This window comes from Enterococcus sp. FDAARGOS_553 (genome assembly GCF_003812305.1).
Lineage (GTDB): Bacteria > Bacillota > Bacilli > Lactobacillales > Enterococcaceae > Enterococcus_D > Enterococcus_D gallinarum.
The window spans coordinates 1,833,735-1,851,772 of record NZ_CP033740.1 but is presented as its reverse complement, the minus strand read 5'-3'; the positions used below and the strand labels follow the sequence as shown (position 1 = coordinate 1,851,772).

Sequence of the window (18,038 nt, the reverse complement as noted above, 5' to 3'; positions counted from 1 at the left end):
AAAGGAACCGCGACAGAAGTCTGCAGCAACGAGTCAAATGAGTATCTGCCATGATTGATAGGATCACAGATTTACGACTTTTTCATTTATCGTTCATCATTTTGTTCGCTTACCTTCGACTTTGTCTCAGTCCCTATTTGATCGTGTAAAGAACGGTCCTTCTATTTAAGGATTTACTGTATCAGCTGACGTTTCTTTACCTTCAGTTAGTCCTAATACAACTGCTGATTTTTCTGGATTATGATTTTTGTCCATGGTGATCTCTCCCGTCACACCTTGGAAGTTTTTCAAAGCAGATAGTCCTTCAGCAATCGCAGTTGAGTCTGCTGAATCTTGATCTTCAATGGCTTGTTTGATCATGTAGACAGCGTCGTATGCCAATGCATTAAATGCGGAAGGTTCTTTGCTATACTTTGCTTTGAATGCTTCGACAAAAGGTTCTACCTTGTCATTGGCAGGAGCTTTAGTTGAGAAGTGTCCTGTATAATAAACATCCGATACATTTTCCGCGCCTGCTGTTTGGACCATTTTTTCATCACCAAAGCCATCCGCACCAATAATTGGCTGATCGATTCCCAATTCTCGGGCTTGCTTGATAATCAAACCAGCTTCGGTGTAGTAGCCAGGAATGAACAATACATCAAAGTCAGCATTTTTGATTTTCGTCAACACCGCTTGGAAATCTTTGTCACCTTCTGTGAAATTCTCTTCGAGTACAATGTCGCCATTGTAGCTATCTTTAAAGGCTGCTGATAATCCATTCGCATAGTCGCTGGAATTATCGCCTAAAATAATTGCTTTTTTAGCATCCAAGTTGTCTGCAGCATATTTTGCTAAGATCGTTCCTTGGAAACTGTCTTGGAAACAAGAACGGAAAGCAAATCCTTGAACTTTGTCACTGCTGACAGTAATCGCATCATCTGTTCCGGAAGGTGTCACTAACGGAACTTGTGCTTTGGTGACATTTGGCAATGCCGCCTTCGTCGCACCTGAAGTTGCTGGCCCGATCATTGCTACTACTTTATCATTGGTCGTTAAATTGGCTGCGACTGTCGCTGACTCATTATTGTCAGATTTGTTATCTTTTGAAACAATTTCAATTTGTTTTCCTAAGATACCGCCACTCTCATTGATTTCTTCAACCGCCAGATCAATTCCTTCTTTTTCCGCCGTTCCATAAGCTGCAACAGCACCCGATAATTCTAAATTGACACCAATTTTGATCGTATCACCTTCTTGTTTGTTGCCACCGCTAGCAGAACCGCTACCGCTAGTGGAACCACCAGTTGGTCCCGCACTACAAGCCGATAATAAAAATAAACTAGCAAATAAAAATGCAAATTTCTTTTTCATCATTATTCCTCCCCTACTCCCATGGATATGTTATCAAATATACTTAATAATAGGGAAAATGTCAACAAATTATCAGAATATTTTCTTTATTCAGATACTTTAAATTATTTTAAAAAAAATAAAGATTGATGCGTCGCGATTGTAATCGATTTCCGAAAAAAATAGTTGTGACCACTCTTCCAAAGTGATCACAACTTGTGTATCTGTTGATTCAAGGTTTATGTTTAAAATTGAAAAAATGGCAGCAACAATGAGCTGAATCAATTCAGCACTTGTGCGGTGAAATTAGCTGCCGCTCCAACTAGATTGGCATCATTTCGATAGTCACAAAGCTTAATCAGTGGAACAAAGTCATTTAAGTCTTGTGCTGCCAGCATTTTCTTCATTCGTTGATTGATTTCTGGCAACAATCCTGCTTTTGCACTGACTCCGCCACCAATAATCAATACTTCAGGGTCAAAAGCAAATTGGATGCTGAATAAACCTTCAGTCAAATAGCGATAAAATTTGTCTACCTCTTCTTTGGCGATAATATCACCTTCTTCTGCTCGACGAAAGACTTCCTCGCCACTGATCGTTTTGCGATCCACACCGATTCGGTCACAATAACGCCAAGCCATTTGAACAGCCGTCCCTAACTGCGAAAAAGATTTGCCTTTATCAAGAACCATCAAACCAAACTCGCCGCCGTAAAGATGGGCGCCTTTGATCAGTTTTCCTTGTTGAAAAAGTGCTCCGCCGACCCCAGTACCAATCACGATGAATGCTGCCGTGTCAAAATCTTTCCCATCGCCTTGATAAAATTCTGCCATTCCGGCACAATTGGCATCATTCTCAATAGTGACTGGCAATTGAAATAACGCTTCCAATTCAGCGAAAATATTAAATCCGTGAATATATGGAATGGCGCTGATCCCATTGATCTGCTGCTGTGCAACATTCACCGCTCCTGGCGCACTAATGCCAACGCCTTCAAGAGGTTTTTTAATGCTATCTCGAATTGCTTTGAGCTCTTCTTTCATTTTTTGCCAAGTATCAGGCGTCGCAAATTGTCCTTTGTCACTTAATTGTTCGTCCTGCCATAATCCATATTTCACTGCAGAACCGCCCATATCAAATACTAGTAATGTCATCTCAACATTCCTTTCTCACTCAGTTGTCTCCCTTATTTTACTGTACTTTCCTCAGTTAAGAAAGCGATTTCTGTTGATTTCGTTGAAAAGGACAATAACGCGCTCTAAATGATTTGATTCAGAGTAACATGAATGGCGGACAAAACCCATTTTTCAAATGAAGTCAAAGTGCGCGAGATGCTTTTTAGAGAATTTTCTCTAAAATCACTTGATCAGTAAGTAGAATGCCGTTCTCATAAATGGGCTCTTTGTAATGATCGACAAAATAGTTTTTGACTACTTTTTTTTCAATGAAACCCATTTTTTTATAAAGTGTTAACGCTGCGGAAGGAAGATTACCAGTTTTGATAGTTACACAAAGAGTTTCCGTAGTTTTTGTTGCAGCAATCTTACTTAACGCTGCGGTCAGTAAACGACCACCGATTCCTTGATTCTGTGCTTCCGGTGCAACAGCAACATTCATGATTTCCCATCCTGCTGTTTGCAGTTGATAAACAATCACTCCTACGATCTGCTGCTCATTTTCAAAAACAAGAATCTCACTGGCTTGTATGTATCGATCTACCGCTTCTTTTTCTGGATCAGCATCCAGTAATAGCGGCCATGGCAAAGATTCTTTTGGTGATAAAGCTCGAATCATCGTTTTGCTCCTTTACTCCGTTCATTCCTGCCTACCCCTGCAGTTTGAAGGGTTTATTTTTTGCGATAGTGATAAGTAGGCTGCTCCTGATCTTGGGTATTTCGTTTTAGTGTAAAGCGCTGAGGTACGTAGTCGATTCCCCCTTTTACAAACGGATGACAACGTAAAATTCGCGAGATTCCCATCAAACTTCCTTTACCTGCCCCATGTACTTGGATCGCCTGAATCATATAGGACGAACACGTAGGATAATAGCGACAGCTAGGGGGAAATAAGGGAGAGATGAATCGCTGATACAGCCGAACAAATCCAATCAAAAGCTTGCTCACATCTCATACTCCTCTCTCTTCTATTTATAGAATTGAAAAAAACTAGAATAAAGCAATGTGCTCCATTCTAGTTTCAGCTTTGTTTACTTCATGAAGTCCAATATATGGTTCCATAGATGAGGCGAGAACACTTTTAACGGCATACCGTCTCCAATGATACCATAGCCGATCATAGTGCCGGCAATAAAGAGCAGGATCGCCAATAAGATAACCAACAAAATTTTTACCAAACTAGTTAAAATATATCGATTAAGCTTCAAGGTCGCATCTCCTCTTTAAACGGTTACTGGTGCTGTTTTTTCAGAAGTTGTTACCCGCTCAACAGAAGCACCTAACTGTTGCAATTTTTCGTGGAATTTATAATAGCCACGGTCAAGATACTTCAGATTACGGACACGAGTCAATCCGTTTGAACGCAAGCCTAATAAAATCAAAGCTGCTGCCGCTCGTAGATCCGTTGCATAAACTAGCGCGCCTTGTAATTCGTGGCCGCCTTCGATCACAGCGATGTTTCCGTCAATTTTAACATGACCGTTCATACGGCGCATTTCTTCTAAATGTTGGAAGCGATTTTCAAAAACCGTTTCATTCACGATGCTAGTCCCATCAGCCAACATTTGAATCGCCGTCATTTGCGCTTGCATATCTGTTGGGAAACCTGGATGAGGCATCGTTTTTACATCAGTTGCTTTGATTGTTTTAGGTCCAACTACCCGAATCCCTTCTGGAACTTCAGTGATTTTAGCACCCATTTCAGTTAATTTTGAAATCAGTGGACGATTGTGTTCAGAAATTGCATCTTTGATAATCACATCGCCTTCTGTCATTGCAGCAGCTACCATGAAAGTTCCTGCTTCAATACGGTCTTGTACGATCGCATGAGAGACCGCATGCAAATGGTCGACGCCTTCAATGCGCATGGTTTCTGTCCCAGCACCAAAGACTTTTGCGCCCATTTTATTTAAAATGTTCGCTAAATCTACGATTTCAGGCTCTCGAGCGACGTTCTCAATGATCGTCGTTCCTTTGGCTTTGACTGCTGCCATCATGATGTTTTGAGTAGCGCCTACACTCGGAAAATCAAGGTAGATCGTATTTCCTTTTAACTCACTAGCAATCGCTTCTATGTAGCCATCTTTTTGAATAATTTCAGCTCCCAGAGCTTGGAATCCTTTGAGATGCAGATCAATTGGTCGTTTGCCAATAGCACAACCTCCTGGCATTGCAACTTTCGCATGACCATTTCTGGCTAATAAAGGTCCCATAACAACGATTGATGCACGCATTTGACTAACATATTCATACGGTGCTTCAATAGCTAATTCGCGGGAAGCATCCATTGTAATGGTATTTTTTGATTGATCAAAAGCAATCTCGACGTTTAAATGACGGATCACTTCATTCATTGTCAAAACATCAGATAAAATCGGTACATTCTCTAAAGTCGTTGTTCCTTCTTCTGCTAACAAACTTGCTGCTAAAATAGGTAAAACGGCATTCTTTGCACCTTCAACCTTGACAGTTCCAATTAAACGATTACCACCTTGAACGATAATCTCTTCCATTTTGTTCCCTCCAAATAATGCAGTTGAATCATACACAAAATCTTGACAATTATAGCATACAATCGCACAACCTGCATGTATTATTGAATTTCTTAAAAACCTATTAAAAATAAATTACGGCATAATGTAATAAGTTCAAGGAAAAAAGTGCTAGCAGTATAGCCTAAAGCAATTGCTAAAAAGACCATGACCATCCGTATTTGCGTCGTTTGTAAGGCTTTAAAAAAAGCATCGATCCGCAAAGACTGCAACGCCCAAAACGCTAAATAGATAAATGCTAAATGACTGACGATACGAATAATCGCATCTACTCCATAAACTTGCATCCTCGATTCTCCTTTTCACATCTGAACGTTACTATCATACCACAAAATTTAAAAGAGCCAAAATATTCTTTCTTGAAACTTTCATTGGAAGACTTTAAAAAGACTTTAAAACGTTTTTGAGATAAAAAAAAGCAAAGACCACTGGTCTTCGCTTAGGAATGTTTTGACACATTGATTCGATTGATTGCACGATGCAAAGCAACAGTCGCACGTCGTAATTGGTCGATATCTTCCACTTGTTTTGCTTCTTCGATTTGCTTTTCGGCACGCTGTTTGGCACGTTCAGCACGAGAAACATCGATATCACGATCACGTTCAGCACTATCGGCTACAATTGAAACTACATTGTCCCGCACTTCCATGATTCCGCCATTGACAGCGATCCAATCGACGTGAGTATCGGAATCGATCCGTTTCACTCGAACTTCATCGATAGCCAAAGGCACGATGATCGGCGCGTGTTGCGGTAAGATCCCGATTTCTCCATCTGTCGTTCGTGCAACCACGATTTTGGCATGGTGTTCATACACCAAACCAGCAGGTGTCACCACATTAACCGTTAAAAATTGATCCATGAGGTTCCCCTCTTTCTCTATGGTTGCTTATTAATAACCTAGTGCTTTTGCTTTTTCAATTACATCTTCGATTCGACCTACACTTCGGAAGGCTTCTTCAGGAAGATCATCGTATTTACCTTCTAAAATCTCAGCAAATCCTTTGATGGTTTCTTCAACTGGCACATAAGAACCTGGTTGTCCTGTAAATTGTTCCGCTACGTGGAAGTTTTGTGATAAGAAGAATTGGATTCGACGCGCACGCGCTACGAGAGTCTTTTCTTCATCTGACAATTCATCCATCCCTAAGATCGCAATGATATCTTGCAGCTCACGATAACGTTGCAACGCATGCTGAACCTCGGTTGCTACTTCATAGTGTTTTTCCCCTACGATTTCAGGTGCTAATGCACTAGATGATGAAGCCAATGGATCGACCGCTGGATAAATCCCTTGCTCAGTCAATTTACGTTCCAAGTTTGTTGTGGCATCCAAATGGGCGAATGCTGTTGCTGGGGCAGGGTCAGTATAGTCATCGGCTGGCACATAGATGGCTTGGATCGATGTAACGGAACCTTTTTTTGTCGAGGTGATCCGTTCTTGTAATTGACCCATTTCAGTTGCTAGAGTTGGTTGGTAACCAACGGCTGATGGCATCCGGCCTAACAAGGCAGATACTTCAGAACCCGCTTGTGTGAAACGGAAAATATTATCGATAAACAAGAGCACATCTTGACCTTCAACGTCACGGAAATACTCAGCAATGGTCAAACCAGTCAAAGCAACCCGCATCCGGGCACCTGGTGGTTCATTCATTTGACCGAAAACCATGGCTGTCTTTTCGATAACGCCTGATTCTTTCATTTCATAATACAAGTCATTACCTTCACGCGTCCGCTCGCCAACACCGGTAAATACTGAAATTCCCCCATGCTCTTGAGCGATATTGTGAATCAATTCTTGAATCAATACGGTTTTACCAACACCGGCACCACCGAACAAGCCGACTTTACCACCTTTTAAGTAAGGAGCTAATAAATCGATAACTTTGATCCCAGTTTCAAGGATTTCTGTACTTGTTGACAATTCATCGAAATCTGGGGCTTTTTTGTGGATACCACTACGTTTGGCATCTTCTGGGAATGGTGCTTCCAAGTCGATAGTATCGCCTAGTACATTAAATACTCGGCCTAGAGTATCTGTTCCTACAGGGACAGAGATTGAGGCACCTGTATCGATGACTTCCATTCCTCGTTGCAAACCGTCTGTAGATTCCATTGCGATGGTGCGGATCACACCATCCCCTAGTTCTAAAGCGGCTTCCAATACTACTTTTGTTTTTTTCTCGTCTTTTTTGTAAACGATCAACGCATTGTTGATATCTGGTAAGGATTGGTCTAGAGAGAATTCCACGTCGACAACGGGACCAATGACTTGAACAATCTTGCCTGAACTCATTCGTATTCCTCCATTCGTTCTCGAAATTATTCTAACGCGGATGCCCCCGCAACAATTTCAGTAATTTCTTGGGTGATTGCTCCTTGACGCGCCCGGTTATAAGAAATCGTCAAATCCCCAATAATATTTTTGGCATTATCTGTTGCCGTCTTCATCGCAGTCATTCCAGCAGCATGCTCTGCTGTTTTGGCATCGACAATGGCACCATAAATCAAGCTTTCAGCATATTGCGGCAACAACTGATCCAAAATTGCTTCTCTTGAAGGCTCAAACAAATACTCTTGTTCATAGCTTTCTGCTTCTTCTGGATCCAAATCTGAGATAGGCAGCATTTTTTCCACGCGAAATTGGCTCGTCAACGAATTGATGTGATGGTTATAACAAACATATAGTTCATCAAATACTTCATTTTGATACATCGTTGTAGCTAAGGTAACAATTTTACGCACTTCGTCAAAACTTGGCTGATCGGAAAGATTTCTCAACTCATAAGCTAACTTGATTCCTCGTGTTTTAAAGAAATCTGCTCCTGTCGCACCGATGGCGATCATAACATATTCTTCATCTTGAGCATGATCTTCGTCCAGCATCGTCATCATTTGTTTCAAAATCGAACTGTTGTAGCCACCGACTAAACCGCCATCTGAAGTAATGACGATATAGCCAGTGCGCTTTACAGGACGACTAACAAGCATACTGTTGTAATTGACGCCCTCTTTAGGTCCAGCAGCTGCAAGATCTGAGAGTTGTTGCGCAGTAAGGTGAGTAACGATCTCACGCACTTTCGTTGCATAGACTTGAAATTGTTTTGAGTGTGCTTCTGATTTAGTCAATTTAGCAGCCGAAACCATTTGCATGGCGTTTGTGATCTGACTGGTTTTCTTGGTTGAGGCAATTCGTTGCTTGATCTCATTTAATGAAGCAGCCATTCATTCTCACCTCTTTTATGCATTTTGCATTGTTGACATTTTGTCTTGTGCTGAAACACGTGATGTATTTGCAGCCATGAAAATATCTTTGAATGCTTTGATTGTGTCATCTAATAAGCTTTCTTCTGGCAAGTCTTTCGTTGCACGAATCGTTTCAAACACATCTGCTTGATTTGCTTCAATGTATTCAAACAATTCTGCTTCAAAGTCTAATACTTTATTTACTGGCACACTGTCAAGGAATCCGTGCGTCAATGCGTATAAAATAACCACTTGTTTTTCAACTGCTAATGGTTCATGCAGTTTTTGTTTCAAAATTTCAACAGTCCGACGTCCACGATTCAATTTTGCTTGAGTAGCGGCATCTAAATCAGAACCAAATTGCGTGAAGGCTTCTAACTCGCGGTAACTTGCCAAGTCCAAACGCAATGTTCCAGCCACTTTCTTCATCGCTTTGATTTGTGCAGAGCCCCCAACCCGTGAAACGGAAAGTCCGGCAGCTACGGCAGGGCGAACACCTGAATAAAACAGGTCATTTTCTAAGAAAATTTGTCCGTCTGTAATGGAGATCACGTTGGTTGGAATATAAGCAGAGATATCTCCTGCTTGGGTTTCAACGAATGGCAAGGCAGTCATTGAGCCTCCGCCTAGTTCATCACTTAATTTTGCAGCCCGTTCCAATAAGCGAGAATGCAAGTAGAAAACGTCCCCTGGGTAAGCTTCACGACCTGGCGGACGACGAAGTAGTAAGGAAAGTTCCCGATAAGCAACGGCTTGTTTTGATAAATCATCAAAAACGATCAAAACGTGTTTACCGTTATACATGAATTCTTCACCCATTGCTGCTCCAGCATAAGGGGCGATATATAATAGTGGTGCAGGTTGAGAAGCACCGGCTGATACCACGATCGTATAGTCAAGCGCACCATAACGGCGCAATGTTTCTACTTGTGCACGAACCGTGGAATCTTTTTGACCGATCGCTACATAAATACAGATCATATTTTGACCTTTTTGGTTGATGATCGTATCGATTGCGATGGTTGTCTTCCCTGTTTTACGGTCACCAATGACCAATTCACGTTGTCCGCGTCCGATTGGAACTAAAGCATCAATGGCTTTCAATCCAGTCTGCATTGGTTCTGAAACGGATTTACGTTGCATAACACCAGGTGCAGCTGCTTCTACCGGACGAGATTTATCTGTATCGATTGGACCTAAGCCATCGATTGGTTGTCCTAACGGATTCACTACTCGTCCAATCAAGGCATCCCCAACAGGAACTTCCATGATTTTTCCAGTACGTTTTACTTTGTCACCTTCACGAATGGATTCAAATTCACCTAAGATGATGATCCCTACATCGTTGGATTCCAAGTTTTGGGCCATACCGTAAGAACCGTTTGAAAACTCAAGCAATTCTCCACTCATCGCATTTTCTAATCCGTGAGCCCGGGCGATCCCATCCCCTACGTATGTGACTGTTCCAATTTCTTCTACAGAAAGTTCATTTTGATAATTTTTGATTTGTTCTTTGATCAAGGCACTTATTTCTTCTGCTTTGATGGCCATCCGATTCACCTCTTATCTCTTGTTTATCTGCCGATCTGTTGTCGCAGATAATCCAGTTGGCTCTTAATACTACCGTCGATCACTTGATGATTGGCTTCCACGATGACCCCACCTAAAATGGCTGGATCAACTTTTTCTGAAAGCACTGCTTTCTGGTAGCCGAGCGTCTGTGCGATTTGTTTCGACAATTGTTCTTTTTGACTTGACGACAATGCAACTGCTGTGGTCACCGTACCACTGACTAAACCTTGCTGCTCGTCATAGCGGCATTCATACTCATCAATGATCAGCAATAGGTCGTCCATACGATTATATTCATACACGATCTCAAGAAAATTTTTGACTAATCCATCAAAGTTATTAAATAACTGATCAACAAGTTTTCTTTTTTCATGAAGATCCAAACGATTATCGGTCACGATTTGGCCAAACATCGGAATCTCTTGATAAATCTGACGTAGTGTCATCAACTCATGATAAACAGCTTCAGCTCGTTGTTCTTCCATCGCCAATTCGAACAACGCCTTGCCATAGCGTTTACCTACAGTAAATTTATCGAGTTTCATTGACTGAACCTAATCCTTCGATATATTGATTAATTAAAGATTCATGATTTTCGGGAGTCAATTCACGGCCCAAGATTTTTTCTGCGATTTGAAGTGAAAGATCTGCAACATCATCTTTGACTTCTTTTAACGCAGCTTCTTTTTCAAGCGTGATATCTGAGTGAGCTTTTTCTTTCAAACGAGAAACTTCTTCCTTGGTCTCGTTCAAAATATTTTGGCGACTCAATTCTCCGCTGTCTTTGGCGCTTTTGATGATCTCCGCAGCTTCTGAATGGGAATTGGCCAATTTTTCTTGGCGTTCTTTTTCCAGTTTCGCTGCATTCAAGCGGGATTGTTCCGCTGAATCCAAATCATTGGCGATTTTTTCTTCCCGTTTTTGCATCATGCTACTAATGGCATCCCATGCAAAGTGTTTCAACAAGAATAGCAAAAGAAGAATTGAGCCGCTGACAAGAATAATATTGCCAAGCATAGCATTTTTTACTTCTGCTAGAACCAAGTGATTTAGCATAACGACTCTTCCTTTCTGAAAGTAATTCTCTCATTTAAAAAAGCAAAAACGAGTGCATTGTTCGTTTCTGCCTTTTTCACGTTTAGCCTTGGAAGACTAATAGCAACGCGATAACTACCCCCAAAATAGGCACAGCTTCGACTAGCGCTACCCCGATAAACATTGTTGAACGTAATTGACCTGACATTTCAGGTTGACGTGCCATTGATTCGATCGTTTTGGCGATTACTTGTCCGTTACCATAACCTGCACCAATTGCTGCTCCGATAATTGCTAATCCTGCTCCGATGAAATTCATATTGTTTTTCCTCCTAAAAGTGTTTGTTTTGATTAGTGTTCCGCCACGATTTTGTGGCTCATAAATACCATGGTCAATGTGACAAATACATAGGCTTGGATGGCGCCTATAAACAATGAGAAGCCAATCCAAATCATTTCAAGCGGCATCGCGATAGGCAATGACCACCAACCTAGACTTGTGAACATATTCGCTATCAACCCTAACAAGACCTCTCCAGCAAAAATATTCCCATAAAGCCGTAAGCCCAAAGTAATAACATTTGTAAATTCTTCGATAATTTTCAATGGTAATAAGAAACCAACTGGTTTCAAGTAAGAATTGATCATAAAGTTTTTGAAACCAAGCGTTTTGATACCAAAGAAATGTGTCAAACTAATAACCATAAGTGCAAGTGTCAAGGTGACAAAAGGATCCGCTGTGGGACTCTTCCATAAAGAGACATCATCAGCTGTCACGATCTTTGTGACCAGCCCAATTTCATTCGCCACAAACACAAAAAGAAACATTGTTACACCCAGCAAATGAAAGTTGTTCACTTGCGATCCTGGTATATTGTCAGCTACGATTCCGCGAACAAAATCAATGACCCATTCAATAAAGTTCTGCTTCCCTTTTGGCTTCATTTGCAAATTTCGTGTACAAATGAACACCACCAAAAAAACAATTATACAAGAAATGATTGTCATCATTGCTACAGTTCCATCAAACCAAATCGGACCGATGTGAAACATAAGCGATTTTTCATCCAATCTTTCTCACCTCTTTTCCTGTCATCTCCAGAAAATATCTGGTGTTACAATGCGTTTCCTCTCATAACAATCGGTATCATACCACCACGACAAGAAAATTTCAAAGTATTTTCAAGAAAATTAGACAAAAAAGTTTTTCTGCCAAAATTCGAAAAAAAATTAATTGAAACACTGTCGTGAAATTTCATGAAAAGCTTGGTACATCAGTACCTTTGCCTTAAATGCTACCAAATTTTTCCCTAATCTCAAAGCAATACACTTTAAATGATTCTAAAAGAACTTCTTAGAAGATTAAAAGTTTCTAAGAGCACGATCAATTTGCCGTTCCTGATCTTTTCGTTTTAGGGTTTCTCGCTTGTCATATTCGCGTTTTCCTTTGGCTAAGCCGATCAAAACTTTGGCATAACCATCTTTGATATAAACTTTTAGCGGAACAATGGTCATTCCTGTATTTTTACTTTCACCGATCAACCGAGCAATCTGCTTTTTATGCAGTAACAATTTTCTTGTACGCAAAGGATCATGATTAAAAATGTTCCCCTGTTCATAGGGACTTATATGAACATTATACAAATAGGCTTCTCCATTACGGATACGAACAAAGCCGTCTTTTAGATTGATCCGACTGTTGCGGATCGATTTGATCTCAGTCCCTTGCAGCACGATCCCTGCTTCGATCGTATCAAGGATCGTGTAGTCATGACGAGCTTTTTTGTTTTGGGCAATTAGTCTGCCCTCTCCCTTAGGCAACGGTCATCCCTCCTACTTTTTCTTAATTCCTTTATAGAAAGGTTTCTTTTTTGAATTTCCGTTTTTTTTCTTTTTACGAGGAGATTTTCCCCGTAAATTTTCTTTTTTCTGTCGATCTGAGGTTTGTCTTCGCTGTTTGTTTTCTTTATTTTGCTTTTTTTTAGGCTGTTGGATTCGTACGACTTCTTCTGCTTCAATCAATTCAAAATCGATTTCGCGAGTCTCTGGATCCGCTTTGATCACTTTGATGCGAACTTTTTGTCCGATCTTAAACGTTTGCCCAGTACGTTCACCTACTAATGCGAGGTGGTTTTCCAAGTAATGGAAGTAATCTTGTTTCAATGCAGTAATATGGATTAACCCTTCGATGGTATTCGGCAACTCCACGAAAAGTCCGAATTTTACTACTGAGCTAATAATCCCGTCAAACTCTTCTCCTACTTTATCGGCCATAAATTCAGCTTTTTTAAGAGCATCTACTTCACGTTCTGCTTCCACTGCTCTTCGCTCCATTTGTGAACTGTGTAAAGCAATATCTGGAAGGTTCTGCTCCCACTTTTCTTGATTGCTTTCTGACGGATCCGTACTGTATGAACGAATCAGCCGATGAACGATCAAATCGGGGTATCGGCGGATCGGTGATGTGAAGTGGGTATAGTAGTCTGCAGCCAGTCCATAATGCCCATAGTTATCTTCAGAATATTTTGCTTGTTGCATACTTCGCAACAGCATGGTGTTGACCACCATCGCTTCAGGTTTATCTGCAACATCTTCCACGACTTTTTGTAGATCTTTGGGCGTGATGGAGCCTTTTGTCTGCTTGACAACAATTCCTAACGCAGAAGCAAAATCAAAAAAGCGCCGCATTTTTTCTTCTTTTGGTTCTTCATGGATCCGATAAATGAACGGCAATCGACGTTTGTTGAAATGCTCTGCCACTGTTTCATTAGCAGCCAGCATAAAGGACTCAATCAATCGTTCGCCAACTCCTCGTTCGCGAAGAAGGATGTCCTGAGGATGCCCTGCTTCGTCAACCAATACTTTGGCTTCACGATCCTCAAAAGAAACTGCCCCCCGCCGAACGCGCATCGCTTCTAAGATTTGATGCAATTCAGCCATTTCCTTAAACATCGGAACAAGCGAGGCATAACGCGCCATTGTCTCAGGCTCTTGGTCTTCCAAGATTTCATTTACTGCTTGATAAGTCATTCGTTCTGTTGTTTGAATGATGCTTTGAAAAATCTCATGTTTGATCACTTTACCTGAAGAATCGATTTCCATCTCACAACTCATTGTCAACCGCGGAACGTGAGGATTCAGTGAGCAGATACCATTTGACAGCCGCTGAGGGATCATAGGAATGACCCGATCGGTCAGATAGACACTGGTGCCTCGTTCAAAAGCTTCCTTGTCTAGGGCACTGTTTTCTGTCACATAATAAGAAACATCTGCGATATGGACCCCTAAGAAAAAGTTGCCGTTGGCTAATTTACGAACGGTGACCGCATCATCAAGGTCTTTCGCATCTGCCCCATCGATCGTGACAATCAATTGTTCCCGCAGGTCACGACGTTCTGGGAATTGTGCCGGATCAATGGCATCAGGAACTGCATCAGCTTCCGCTAATGTTGCTTCTTCAAACTTTGTCGGAATGCCGTTAGCTACGACGATCGACAAAATATCCATTCCAGGATCATTTTTATGACCAACTACTTTTTTGACTAGTCCTTCCAAGCTTTTAGAGTAGCCTTTCTCCGGATAGTGAGTGATCTCAACGATCACAATGCTGCCATCTACCGGACGAACGCCTTCTGCACCGATGAATACTTTTAACTCATTCATTTTTTTATCTTTTGGCTGAACGACTCCATAGAGGTCTGTTTCTTGGATCTCCGCTTCATCAAAGAGTGTAAACTCACCGACAACTTGTGTGACTGCCCGTTTGCGGATTTCAACGACTTTGCCCTCTGCCCCTTTATCGGAAAAAGGATCAGCAGCATGAAGTATGTCGATAGCAACTGTATCTCCATCCATCGCATAGCCAGTCGATTCTTTAGGAATATAGATGTCTTCTTCTTCCTCATCGATACTCACAAATCCAAAGCCTCGTTCGTTTGCTCGGAATGTTCCTTCAACTAAGACTCGCTGCATTGGCAATTTGACTTTGCCTTTCTTATTGAAGAGAATGCTCCCCTCTCGTTCCATTGCGGCTACTGTTTGAACAAGATTTTTGAAATCCTCGCTTTTTTGCAGTTGCAATGCTTCGGCAATTTCTTCCATGGAAAAGCTTTTTTTGCGGCTTTCTTCCATGAACTGAATAATTTTTGTTTTAATCGTCTCTTTCATTTTTTACCCTTCCCAAGCGAGGCTTTCCAGAAAAGCCCAAACATCTTGTTCTAATTTTTTTCGTTCTGGGCCGACAGTCACTACATGTCCACTATGTGGATACCACTGTAATGTGTAGGGCACATGAGACAATGCTGCTGCTGTGCGAAAAACCGTCTGGGGATCGATCATACGGTCTCTTCCTGCTTGTGCAAGAAAAACAGGCACATCGATCGTGTCAAGATTAGTTGCTGTTTCTTGCCCAATCGATTCAATTTCTAGCAGCTGATCTCTGACTTGTTGCGGTACGCGAGCCAAAATCATTTGCTGCTCTTCGGATGAATAAGAAGAGTATTGCAGAATCATTTCTGCATATTTTTCAAAATTTCGCGGCACATCATTCTTTGTTTCAAAGAGCGGTGAACAGAATAGCCCACCACCGATTAGCGCAGGTTCCGCTTGTGTCAAACTGTTCATGGCAAAGATGCCTCCCATTGACAATCCCAACACAGCAATTTTTTGGTAACCTTTTTCTTTCAAAAATTCAATCGCTGCTTTGGCATCTGCTCGCCATTGTTGAATTCCTTGATTCAAAATATCTTCAGGGTTTGTTGTCCCATGACCCGAAAACATCGGTGTATAAACAGTATACTCTTTTTGTTCTAAAAACCGGCAAAGCATCCGCACATCATTGGGACTACCAGAATAAGCATGGAACAAAATCACTGCCCGATCTCCGTGGGGAGCAAACACTGGTTTTGGTTGGTTAAAATTCTTCATTTCTTCGTTTCACCTCACGTCCAATTCTACCATAGTTCGATGATTTCAACGATAAATGCGTTCATAAGATTTTTGGCAAAGAAAAAACCCCTCGCAGCCGAGAGGTTCCAAATTTCATCCAATTATTTTGATGACAAATAGGCCAAAAGAAATAGCAAGACCATCCATACAAAGCCTAAAATGGCAGTTGAACGTTGCATTACCGCTTCAAATCCACGCGCTTTTTGTTTACCGAACAATTGGTCTGCTCCACCCGTAAACGCGCTGGCAGCACTATTTTGTTTGCTTGGTTGCATCATAATCGTAATAACCATGATCACAGAAATCACAATCACTGCTGCTAATAATATATTGTACACGATAGCTCCTCCTTGCTTGCTAGAATCGTCCTTTTAACTCTACCACATTCGGGACCTTTTTTCCAGTATATTTTATTGATGCTATGGCGATGTTCCCTGCATCCAAACAAGACAACTACTAAATCCCGGAACAAAAAAAGACACTAGCCGTACAGCAACATAAAGATCGTTGTTGCACGACTGTTGTCTCAATCATTTTCTACCGAAATTCAGCGAGCCAATACATCATCATATTCTGATTTTTCTTTGAACTCTTTGACAGCGAATGAACAAACTGGCATGATTTTTCGATCTTCGCGGCGCGCTTTTTCTACCACCGCATTCAGTAACTTTTGTGCTAACTTCTGACCGCGATACGCAGAATCAACAAATGTATGATCAACCACCAACACATCGTCTGGCGCCTCTTGCCAGGTGATTTCTCCTATTTCCTTGCCGTCATCGTATAAGGCAAAACGTTTGTTTTCTTCTTTGATTTCCATTTTTTCACATTCCTTTCTAGTTAAAAAAATTCAAATGCACTATTACTCTGTTGCCTGGATAAATTGTAGAATAGTCGGCCAATATTCTGGACTTTCTGTGACCGCTTGAAGATGGCCCATCTCTGGAAAAATGACTCGTTTTTTTTCCCCAGCAGTTGCTTCCATCAATGGGTCTGTTTCTTCTGCTGAGACAAATGGATCTTCAGAACCATGTAAAAATAAAACAGGTAAATGGTTACTGCCTAGTTGGCGTGTGACAGAGATCTGTAGAAATGGGTACCCTACTAATTGTTTACTGTAACGATTTGCCATACGCAGGAACCGTTTGACGGGTAATCCAGAAAGACGCGGTAAATTGGCTCGTATCAAACTATAGATCGAGGTATAGCTGCTGTCTGCAATCAATCCTCGAACTTGAATAGGCAATACTTCTCCACTCGCTAAGAGGACTGTTGCGGCCCCCATCCCTTGACCATACAAGAAAATCTGGCATTGCGCATCTTTTTCAACTAATTTCTCGATCCAGAGAATCAGATCTAAGCGATCCAACCAGCCTAACCCGATTTGAAGCCCTTCACTTTGCCCGTGTCCGCGAAGATCTGGCACTAAGACATTGTGTCCGGCTTGCCACAAGCGTTCCGCGGCATCTTGACAATCGACTTGTCCAGAACTGCGATAGCCATGAAGACAAATCACCCATGTTTTGGCACACTGATCAAAGACCCGTGCATGTAACAGAACATCATCCGTTGCAGTAAGGGTACATTCGGACCCTTCTTGCCAGAAAGTTGAAGGTGCTTCCTGTGATCGCTGTCCCGAAGGAACAAGTTGTTTTCTGCCTTCTTTTTCATACCAATGGTTATTGCGCATGATCAGAGCAGATACAAAATAACGTACACCTTTTTTTAGGACTGCAGTTCGGTAAATATAGTATAACCCAGCAATCAGTCCAATAAGTACAATTATCAGCCAAAGCATAGGATCCCTCCCTTGACTCTAGTGTACCATCTGCACAGCAAATGAGCCAAAAATTTAAACAGATTTTAGGTGTCCTTATAAAATAACCAGTAATCAAAAACCTTTGAGAAAAAACATTTCTGAACCAGATAAATTGATTTTCCCCAAAGATTTTTTTTACGGTGACGGTAGCTGAAGATACCAGCAATCAGAAGGAGCAAACCTCCGAAGAAGATTAAAGCACAGAATGATCCTTCATTCATCTGCGACAGTTTGGCTGATAGATGATTGCCGATGACCAATTCTTGCCCTATTCGAGTATCGGATTTAAGCAAAAAAATCCAACCACAAGAAAAAGAGAATCTTGATCGTTTATCGATCAAAATTCTCTTTTTCATT

Annotated in this window: 22 protein-coding genes; all 22 read right to left on the bottom strand. The window is 41.3% G+C overall.

The features are described from left to right. Nucleotides 1-165: 165 nt before the first annotated feature. The 22 genes from EGX73_RS09365 to EGX73_RS15930 all read right to left on the bottom strand — a co-directional run bounded on the left by EGX73_RS09365 (nucleotide 166) and on the right by EGX73_RS15930 (nucleotide 18,037). Nucleotides 166-1,353, bottom strand: coding sequence for an ABC transporter substrate-binding protein (locus tag EGX73_RS09365; protein WP_003127598.1), 1,188 nt, complete (start codon nucleotides 1,351-1,353; stop codon nucleotides 166-168). A 260-nt stretch (nucleotides 1,354-1,613) separates the two neighbouring features. Continuing rightward, a complete protein-coding gene (locus EGX73_RS09360) occupies nucleotides 1,614-2,486 on the bottom strand; it encodes an ROK family protein (protein WP_123866901.1) in 873 nt (290 codons plus the stop codon). Nucleotides 2,487-2,670: 184 nt separating this feature from the next. Continuing rightward, on the bottom strand, nucleotides 2,671-3,126 hold the full coding sequence (locus EGX73_RS09355; protein ID WP_003127595.1) for an N-acetyltransferase: 456 nt from the start codon (nucleotides 3,124-3,126) through the stop codon (nucleotides 2,671-2,673). Nucleotides 3,127-3,179: 53 nt separating this feature from the next. Continuing rightward, the gene (yidD, locus tag EGX73_RS09350) at nucleotides 3,180-3,455 is read right to left on the bottom strand and encodes a membrane protein insertion efficiency factor YidD (RefSeq protein WP_003127593.1); all 276 of its coding nucleotides are present in this window, start codon (nucleotides 3,453-3,455) and stop codon (nucleotides 3,180-3,182) included. Between the two features lie 83 nt (nucleotides 3,456-3,538). Continuing rightward, nucleotides 3,539-3,715, bottom strand: a complete 177-nt coding sequence (locus tag EGX73_RS09345) for a DNA-directed RNA polymerase subunit beta (RefSeq protein WP_005471848.1) — start codon at nucleotides 3,713-3,715, stop codon at nucleotides 3,539-3,541. Between the two features lie 15 nt (nucleotides 3,716-3,730). Continuing rightward, the gene (murA, locus tag EGX73_RS09340) at nucleotides 3,731-5,020 is read right to left on the bottom strand and encodes a UDP-N-acetylglucosamine 1-carboxyvinyltransferase (RefSeq protein WP_003127592.1); all 1,290 of its coding nucleotides are present in this window, start codon (nucleotides 5,018-5,020) and stop codon (nucleotides 3,731-3,733) included. A 92-nt stretch (nucleotides 5,021-5,112) separates the two neighbouring features. Further along, entirely contained in the window at nucleotides 5,113-5,346 is a 234-nt protein-coding gene (locus EGX73_RS09335) for a DUF1146 family protein (protein ID WP_123866900.1), read from the bottom strand. 152 nt (nucleotides 5,347-5,498) lie between these two features. After that, a complete protein-coding gene (locus tag EGX73_RS09330) occupies nucleotides 5,499-5,921 on the bottom strand; it encodes a F0F1 ATP synthase subunit epsilon (protein WP_003127590.1) in 423 nt (140 codons plus the stop codon). A 30-nt stretch (nucleotides 5,922-5,951) separates the two neighbouring features. After that, on the bottom strand, nucleotides 5,952-7,358 hold the full coding sequence (gene atpD, locus EGX73_RS09325) for a F0F1 ATP synthase subunit beta (RefSeq protein ID WP_003127589.1): 1,407 nt from the start codon (nucleotides 7,356-7,358) through the stop codon (nucleotides 5,952-5,954). Nucleotides 7,359-7,384: 26 nt separating this feature from the next. After that, complete coding sequence (locus tag EGX73_RS09320; protein ID WP_003127588.1) at nucleotides 7,385-8,287, bottom strand: F0F1 ATP synthase subunit gamma; 903 nt, start codon at nucleotides 8,285-8,287, stop codon at nucleotides 7,385-7,387. A gap of 15 nt (nucleotides 8,288-8,302) precedes the next feature. Continuing rightward, on the bottom strand, nucleotides 8,303-9,859 hold the full coding sequence (atpA, locus tag EGX73_RS09315) for a F0F1 ATP synthase subunit alpha (RefSeq protein WP_003127587.1): 1,557 nt from the start codon (nucleotides 9,857-9,859) through the stop codon (nucleotides 8,303-8,305). A gap of 23 nt (nucleotides 9,860-9,882) precedes the next feature. Further along, nucleotides 9,883-10,425: an ATP synthase F1 subunit delta gene (atpH, locus tag EGX73_RS09310; protein ID WP_003127586.1), complete on the bottom strand. Its 543-nt coding sequence runs from the start codon at nucleotides 10,423-10,425 to the stop codon at nucleotides 9,883-9,885. Then, nucleotides 10,412-10,936: a F0F1 ATP synthase subunit B gene (atpF, locus tag EGX73_RS09305; protein ID WP_003127585.1), complete on the bottom strand. Its 525-nt coding sequence runs from the start codon at nucleotides 10,934-10,936 to the stop codon at nucleotides 10,412-10,414. Before atpF ends, atpH begins: the two co-directional genes overlap by 14 nt. A gap of 82 nt (nucleotides 10,937-11,018) precedes the next feature. Then, entirely contained in the window at nucleotides 11,019-11,234 is a 216-nt protein-coding gene (gene atpE / locus EGX73_RS09300; RefSeq protein ID WP_003127584.1) for an ATP synthase F0 subunit C, read from the bottom strand. Nucleotides 11,235-11,266: 32 nt separating this feature from the next. Beyond that, nucleotides 11,267-11,986, bottom strand: a complete 720-nt coding sequence (gene atpB, locus EGX73_RS09295; protein ID WP_003127582.1) for a F0F1 ATP synthase subunit A — start codon at nucleotides 11,984-11,986, stop codon at nucleotides 11,267-11,269. 291 nt (nucleotides 11,987-12,277) lie between these two features. Then, nucleotides 12,278-12,736, bottom strand: a complete 459-nt coding sequence (smpB, locus tag EGX73_RS09290) for an SsrA-binding protein SmpB (protein WP_003127581.1) — start codon at nucleotides 12,734-12,736, stop codon at nucleotides 12,278-12,280. A gap of 12 nt (nucleotides 12,737-12,748) precedes the next feature. Beyond that, entirely contained in the window at nucleotides 12,749-15,082 is a 2,334-nt protein-coding gene (rnr, locus tag EGX73_RS09285; protein WP_029487189.1) for a ribonuclease R, read from the bottom strand. A gap of 3 nt (nucleotides 15,083-15,085) precedes the next feature. Then, nucleotides 15,086-15,841: a carboxylesterase gene (locus EGX73_RS09280; RefSeq protein WP_003127579.1), complete on the bottom strand. Its 756-nt coding sequence runs from the start codon at nucleotides 15,839-15,841 to the stop codon at nucleotides 15,086-15,088. Between the two features lie 122 nt (nucleotides 15,842-15,963). After that, nucleotides 15,964-16,200: a preprotein translocase subunit SecG gene (gene secG / locus EGX73_RS09275; RefSeq protein ID WP_003127578.1), complete on the bottom strand. Its 237-nt coding sequence runs from the start codon at nucleotides 16,198-16,200 to the stop codon at nucleotides 15,964-15,966. A gap of 209 nt (nucleotides 16,201-16,409) precedes the next feature. Then, on the bottom strand, nucleotides 16,410-16,682 hold the full coding sequence (locus tag EGX73_RS09270; RefSeq protein WP_003127577.1) for a GNAT family N-acetyltransferase: 273 nt from the start codon (nucleotides 16,680-16,682) through the stop codon (nucleotides 16,410-16,412). A 42-nt stretch (nucleotides 16,683-16,724) separates the two neighbouring features. Next, nucleotides 16,725-17,660, bottom strand: a complete 936-nt coding sequence (locus EGX73_RS09265) for an alpha/beta hydrolase (protein ID WP_123866899.1) — start codon at nucleotides 17,658-17,660, stop codon at nucleotides 16,725-16,727. A gap of 65 nt (nucleotides 17,661-17,725) precedes the next feature. After that, nucleotides 17,726-18,037 (bottom strand): hypothetical protein, encoded by a 312-nt coding sequence (locus tag EGX73_RS15930; RefSeq protein WP_029487190.1) that lies wholly within the window; start codon nucleotides 18,035-18,037, stop codon nucleotides 17,726-17,728. Between the last annotated feature and the right edge of the window lies 1 nt (nucleotide 18,038).